General features: G+C 38.0%; 2 protein-coding genes. Both read left to right on the top strand.

All coding sequences use genetic code 11. From position 1 onward, the window contains the following. On the top strand, window positions 1–529 hold a 529-nt coding region (locus ACT3SX_RS15180), incomplete at its 5' end, for a hypothetical protein (protein ID WP_444761839.1). 92 nt (window positions 530–621) lie between these two features. Further along, window positions 622–1,150, top strand: a 529-nt coding sequence (locus tag ACT3SX_RS15175; protein ID WP_444761838.1) for a hypothetical protein, incomplete at its 3' end; no start/stop codon positions are given.

Below are 1,150 nucleotides of genomic sequence, written 5' to 3'. Positions count from 1 at the left end.
GTGTATGTATAATCAATCTCACCGAATATATTATACTCAACAAACTTTAGTTAGACTTTCCTTTTATATTTTTAGTGATGATACTGTACTTATGAACCCTACTTATTATCGTACCAATCTAACAACAATGGGCTTGCTTTCCTTAGTAGTAAGCGCTTCTGTATTGATAACTGGTTGTAACACGACTGGTAAAAAAAATAGTACAAGTGTCAAAGCACTGAGTGCGCCATCACTTGTTTACTTATCTGGTAGTAACACCGCTCAACACGATTTTTCAGAGTGGATGGCTATTGCTAAAACTAACTATGATTCAAAAAAGTACGCACGAGCACTAAGAGCGGCGAACAATGCCATTGCTATTGATAATCAGTCGCTTGAAGCACGTGACATTGCTATGCTCTCAACTATAAAGATAACAGAGAGTAACATCAGTGCTTATCACAACGATACATTAATGAGTAGTGATGACAAAGACAGGGTTAAAGACAGATTAACCAATATCACGACTTTAGTTCAAGCTTCTAATTAATATCTTTGGTTTGATTATCAAGATTTAGCGTAAATATATTTGAAACAGCAACGTCCCCATTTAATACTAATAACGATGAGCACAGACTTACGATGATCAGTATCCAACACAATATCAAAGCCAATCTGAAGCTGCCGAAAGCACTCTTGGCGGGTCTATTTGTCATGGGTTCAGCGATGAGTGCAGCGCATAGCGAGCTAGTGATTCAAGAAAAAAACCCAGGTTCTAGTATCGTTAATCAGTTTGCCACACTCAAAGATGCAAATGCTCAATCACCTGAGCTGCATCAATTGATTGCAGATTTGAATCAAAGGCTGGCTGTCAATCCCAGTGATACTTTGGCTTGGGATATTCTGGCGCAGATTTATTATAACAATGGCTATCATGATTATGCTATTTATGCAGCTAGCGAGGCAATTGATCGAGGTAAAAGCACTGCAACGCTCAAAAGTATTTTGCTAAATAGCAGCATCATCGTTGCTCAAAAACAATTACAGACCGGCTACTTAAATAATGTAGATGCGGCATCCAAAATAGAATATCAGCATACGCTAAGTAAGGTAGCAGGTAATATTTACGGATTTAATTACGATGAATCATTGCCAAAGCCACCACCAAAAC

It is taken from the genome of Psychrobacter sp. AOP31-B2-9, assembly GCF_052378005.1.
Taxonomy (GTDB): Bacteria; Pseudomonadota; Gammaproteobacteria; order Pseudomonadales; family Moraxellaceae; genus Psychrobacter.
This window is presented reverse-complemented; position numbering and strand designations above follow the sequence as displayed.